5 protein-coding genes are annotated in these 4,176 nt (G+C 60.4%); all 5 read right to left on the bottom strand.

Annotation, left to right across the window (positions count from 1 at the left end):
• Positions 1 to 419 (bottom strand): ATP-binding cassette domain-containing protein (locus AC1DUU_RS24870; RefSeq protein ID WP_476786044.1); only part of this gene is annotated, 419 nt, incomplete at its 3' end.
• On the bottom strand, positions 412 to 1,296 hold the full coding sequence (locus AC1DUU_RS24875) for an ABC transporter ATP-binding protein (RefSeq protein ID WP_476786045.1): 885 nt from the start codon (positions 1,294 to 1,296) through the stop codon (positions 412 to 414). The genes AC1DUU_RS24875 and AC1DUU_RS24870, both read right to left, overlap by 8 nt.
• Positions 1,293 to 2,177 carry an ABC transporter permease gene (locus tag AC1DUU_RS24880; protein WP_476786046.1) on the bottom strand — a complete coding sequence of 295 codons (885 nt, stop codon included), beginning with the start codon at positions 2,175 to 2,177 and terminating at the stop codon, positions 1,293 to 1,295. Before AC1DUU_RS24880 ends, AC1DUU_RS24875 begins: the two co-directional genes overlap by 4 nt.
• The gene (locus AC1DUU_RS24885) at positions 2,170 to 3,177 is read right to left on the bottom strand and encodes an ABC transporter permease (protein ID WP_476786047.1); all 1,008 of its coding nucleotides are present in this window, start codon (positions 3,175 to 3,177) and stop codon (positions 2,170 to 2,172) included. The genes AC1DUU_RS24880 and AC1DUU_RS24885 overlap by 8 nt, the downstream gene beginning before the upstream one ends.
• Before the next feature lie 40 nt (positions 3,178 to 3,217).
• Positions 3,218 to 4,176 (bottom strand): ABC transporter substrate-binding protein (locus tag AC1DUU_RS24890; RefSeq protein ID WP_476786048.1); only part of this gene is annotated, 959 nt, incomplete at its 5' end.

Genomic DNA, 4,176 nt, shown 5'->3' on the forward strand with positions numbered 1-4,176 from the left:
GAAGAAGGAAGGCCGACACGTTCAACGATACGCGCTGCTTGCCGGAGGGCATCCTTGGCGTTCGGCGCGAGACCGTGCAGGAGGAGGGGGCCTGTCAAAATCCTGCGAATGGTATGCCGCGGATTAAGGGAGGACATGGGGTCCTGGAAAATCATTTGCATGCGCCGCCTGAGCGGCCGCATGGCGGCTTCATCGAAATTCGTTATGTCCTTGCCATCGAACGTGATGGTGCCGGCGGTTACGTTGATGAGGCGCAACAGAGCGCGCCCCAGCGTCGTCTTGCCCGATCCGGATTCGCCAACGATACCCAGCGTCTCGCCTCTCGCGATCGAAAGGTCGATCCCATGCAGCACCTTGACGTTGCGGGTGGCGCCGTAAGCGACTTCGATAGTTTCGGCCGCCAGAAGAACGTCAGCCATGACGCGTCGTTCCGCGATCGAAGGCAGCGAGTTCCTCGCGCAGGCCGGTGAAAACAGTCTCGGGCACAGGCGCCAGCGTGCGATCGGGACGATCATAGCGTGGTCCCGCCGCGAGAAGCGCCCGCATGTAAGGGTGGCGCGGGTTGGTCAGAATATCCCCGGTGTTGCCGGTTTCCACCACCATGCCGCCATAGAGCAGCATCACACGGTCGCAAATCTGCGCGACCACGCCCAGGTCATGTGTCACGAAGATGACGCTCGTTCCATGTTTTGCCTGCATAGCGCGGATCAGCCGCAGGATTTGCTTTTGCACGGTCACGTCGAGCGCCGTCGTTGGTTCGTCGGCGATCACCAGTTTCGGGTTCATGGCGAAGGCGGCGGCAATGAGGACGCGCTGGCGCATGCCGCCCGACAACTCATGCGGATAGGCCTTCAAGACGCGCTCTGGCTCGCGGATGTGAACCTCGTTCAGCAAAGTGAGGGCGCGCTCGCGGGCCGCGGCCGATTTCATTCCTTGCTTGAGCCGCAAACCATCGGTCAACTGGCTTTCTATGCGCCGACCGGGATTGAGGCCTGTCATTGGATCCTGCGGGATCAGCGTTATTTCCGATCCGTGGATTTCCCTGAGTTCACGGGGAGGCAGGCGAAGAAGGTCGCGGCCACCAAAAAGAACTGTGCCAGTCGTGATCCGCACGGTGCGCGGCAATACGCCGAGCACCGCCTTGGCTATGGTCGACTTGCCGGCGCCACTTTCGCCGACCAGGCCAAGTACCTCGCCAGCCTGCAACTCCAGGGACACGCCGCGCAGGATCGCCGCGCCGGCATCCCGGTCGCTGACTGCGCCGAGATCTGCGATGGAAAGCACTGGGGCGCTCATCGGCGCATTACCGGATCGAGCACGCGGCGCAACCCATCGCCGAGCTGGTTGAAGGCCAGCACCGTGGCAAAAAGCAAGAGGAGTGGAAACGCCAGTACCCACCAGCCGTGGTGAACGATCTGGCGGCCCTGTGCGATCATTCCGCCCCAGGTAGGGGTGTCGGAAGAAACCGAGAGGCCGACAAAGGAAAGAATGGCTTCGACTATCACCGCGATGCCCATTTCCAGACTGACGAGCGCAACGAGTACGGGCGCCACATTGGGCAGGATCTCCCGCATCAGAATCGTGAACCGTGGAAAGCCGATTGTTCGCGCGGCCGTCACATAATCCATGGTTGCCTGTGCGGCAGTCTCGGCGCGCACGACGCGGCAAAAGCGTGTCCAGTCGATGATGACGATGGCCGCAATGACCGAGTGAACGCCTGACCCGAGGATGGCCACCAGAAGGATCGACAACAGAACGGGCGGAAACGCCATCCAGATGTCGACCAGGCGAGAGACGACCACATCTATCCAACCGCCGTACCAGCCAGCGACGAGCCCGAGCAAAGTGCCGATGAGGGCGGCGAGGCTGGCGGCAACGAAAGCGACCGTAAGGGCGATGCGGCAGCCATAGATGAGGCGGGACAGGACATCGCGGCCAAGATCGTCCGTGCCCAGATAGTAACCCGGTTCCGCGCCGGAAAATCCTGCCGGCGGCAATGAGCCGAGCATCAGATCCTGCTCCAACGGGTCTCTGGGTGCGATCCAAGGCGCGAAGAGCGCCATCACGATGAGAAGCAGAATGAAACCGCCGCCAAAGACAACCTTCGGTTCGCCGAGCAAAGCACAAAAAGGTTGGCGGCGTTGTCTCGCCTTTTCAGCCGCAGCAACCTCAACCATGCCGAAGCCGCGGATTGAGAGCGACCACGGCCAGGTCGACGAGAATGTTGATGAGGATGAAGATCAGCCCAAAGGCAAGTACCAGACCCTGGATCAGCGGCAGGTCGCGGTTGATCACGGCATCGATCGCCATGTTTCCAACTCCGGGGTAAGAGAAGATGCGCTCGACGATCACTGTGCCGCCGATCAGAAAGGTCAGTTGCACGCCGGTCAGCGCAAGCGTGGGACCAACGGCATTGCGCAGCGCCTCCTGCAGGATAAGCCGCCACTCGGACATGCCCTTCAGTCTTGCAAGCAGGACATAGTCCTGCACCATCGCCTCCGACAATGCATCCTTGAGAACCCGTGCGATGATGGCAGCGAGCGGCAGCGCCAGGGCAAGCGTCGGCATGACCATATGAGAAGCCACCTCTGCGAATTTGTCGATGCGCAGCGTGACAACGCTCTCCAGCAGATAAAACCGCGTAGCAAAATCGGACGCCGATTGTGGATCAACGCGGCCCGAAAGCGGAAAGACCGGGTAGAGGACACCCAACACGAGAACCAGCGCCAACGCCCAGACGAAATCCGGGACCGCCAGGAAAAGTCCATTGACCGCGTCGATCACCGATTCACCGACGGTTCGGCGCAGACGCACCCCGATCACCGCGACCGCACCGCCAAGCAAGACGGCGACCACAAAAGCGGCCATTGCAAGTTCCAAAGTCGCCGGCAGTCTTTCAGCCAGCAGTTCGAGAACGTCGCGACGCAGCGAGATTGAAGTGCCGAAATCGCCGGAGAGAATGCCTTTCAGCCAAATGAAGAACTGGACCGCAATGCTGTCGTCAAGGCCGTAACGGGCACGCAAGGCAACGATGTCGGCCGGGCTGGCGCCCGGCGCGATCATCATGGAGATCGGATCTCCCGGCACCACGCGCAGCAACACGAAGACGATCAGCCCGACGCCAAGAAGTGTCACGGCTGCCATCAGCACCTGTTTGGAAACCCGCGCAAAGCCCATCTACGCACTGACCTTCGTATCGGCTGCTCTGGCTGGCGGATTACGCCTTTGCAACGAGGACGGGCTGCAGCGAGCCCGCCACGCTCGGCGTGACCTTCAGATCAGACTTGTAGACGATTGGCTGCACATATTGCAGCAACGGAATGACGTAGCCGTTCTCCGCGATATATTTCGACACGGCTTTCCACCCGGCGATGCGCTTTTCCTCGTCCTTCTCGCCCCAAAGCGGCCCGATCATGTTGTCGAGATCATCGGTGTTCCACACGGAGTGCGGAGAAGGGCCAAACATGGCAAAGCCGGTCGACGTCGTCGGATCGCCGATCGCGTTGCCCCAGTTGTAGAACGCCGCAGGCGCGAGTTGATCGGCAGCGCGAAGCTCGTAATGCTTGGCGATTTCGTAGACTTCGATCTCGGCTTCGATACCAACCTTGCGCCACATGCCGACGATCGCCTGGATCATCTCGTAATCTTTTGGCTTGAGACCGCGCGTGGTCTGGATGGTGAATTTCGCCGGCTTATCGGTCGAGAAGCCGCTGGCGGCCAAAAGCTCCTTGGATTTCTCCGGATCATAACCAACAACAATGGTCGGATCGTAGGCTGCATATTCTGGAGCCTCGAGCGTATCGATCGGCACGCCGTAACCGTGCAGCAGGCGTTCGACGATCGCTTTCTTGTCTATGGCGTGATGGGCGGCGAGGCGCACGTTCTTGTCGAGCATGACATCGATATTGTTGAGGAAGATCATGCCGATGTCTGTGATTGGTGTGGTGAYGCCGGCCAGACCTGAAACAGCCTTCAAGCGATCGAACTCTTCGTAGGGAACGTCGAGCGTCACATCGGACGATCCGCTTTCGATTTCCGCCACGCGGCTGGTCGCGTCCGGAACGAACTTGAACACCACGGTCTCGAATGCGGGCTTGCCGCCGAAATAATTCGGATTTGCCTTCAGCCGGAGGAACGCGTTGCCCTCATAGGCGTCGACCATATACGGGCCAGTGC

It is taken from the genome of Aminobacter sp. P4_H6_2 (genome assembly GCF_056400805.1).

Bases quoted from the DNA above. Each gene is read 5' to 3' on its own strand.
- AC1DUU_RS24875 (WP_476786045.1), bottom strand. From the start codon at position 1,296: ATGAGCGCCCCAGTGCTTTCCATCGCAGATCTCGGCGCAGTCAGCGAC.
- AC1DUU_RS24880 (WP_476786046.1), bottom strand. From the start codon at position 2,177: ATGGTTGAGGTTGCTGCGGCTGAAAAGGCGAGACAACGCCGCCAACCT.
- AC1DUU_RS24885 (WP_476786047.1), bottom strand. From the start codon at position 3,177: ATGGGCTTTGCGCGGGTTTCCAAACAGGTGCTGATGGCAGCCGTGACA.